This is a genomic window from Streptomyces sp. BK79 (assembly GCF_044142145.1).
Taxonomy (GTDB): Bacteria; Actinomycetota; Actinomycetes; order Streptomycetales; family Streptomycetaceae; genus Streptomyces.
Genome location: NZ_JBHVOC010000086.1, coordinates 1 through 811, shown reverse-complemented (window position 1 = coordinate 811; position 811 = coordinate 1). Strand labels below are relative to the sequence as shown.

1 protein-coding gene is annotated in these 811 nt (G+C 67.7%); it reads left to right on the top strand.

The features are described 5' to 3' along the window. The coding region (locus tag ACFIF2_RS35885; RefSeq protein WP_395577487.1) for a 2-oxoacid:acceptor oxidoreductase family protein at positions 1 to 811 on the top strand (811 nt) is incomplete at both ends.

The following is an 811-nucleotide window of genomic DNA, read 5'->3' as shown; positions in this document are numbered from 1 at the left end:
CGTCTCGTCCTTCCAGCTGCACTTCGCCGACCACGACATCCTCACCCCGGGCGACGCCCCGAACGTGCTGGTGGCGATGAACCCGGCGGCGCTCAAGGCGAACATCGGCGACATGCCGCGCGGCGCGGAGATCATCGTCAACACGGACGAGTTCACCAAGCGGGCGATGCAGAAGGTCGGCTACGGGACCTCCCCGCTGGAGGACGGTTCGCTGGACGGCTTCCATGTGCATCCGGTGCCGTTGACGACGTTGACGGTGGAGGCGCTGAAGGAGTTCGACCTCTCCCGTAAGGAGGCCGAGCGGAGCAAGAACATGTTCGCGCTGGGTCTGCTGTCGTGGATGTATCACCGGCCGACGGAGGGCACGGAGGCGTTCCTGAGGTCGAAGTTCGCGAGGAAGCCGGACATCGCGGCGGCGAACATCGCCGCGTTCCGGGCGGGCTGGAACTTCGGTGAGACCACGGAGGACTTCGCGGTCTCCTACGAGGTGGCGCCGGCCGCGAAGGCGTTCCCGCCGGGCACCTACCGCAACATCTCCGGGAACCTGGCTCTGTCGCTGGGGCTGGTCGCCGCGTCCCGGCAGGCGGATCTGCCGTTGTTCTTGGGGTCGTATCCGATCACGCCGGCGTCGGACATCCTGCACGAGTTGTCGAAGCACAAGAACTTCGGTGTGCGGACGTTCCAGGCGGAGGACGAGATCGCGGGGATCGGGGCGGCGCTGGGTGCGGCGTTCGGCGGTTCGCTGGCGGTGACGACGACGTCGGGTCCGGGGGTGGCGCTGAAGTCGGAGACGATCGGGCTGGCCGTCTCG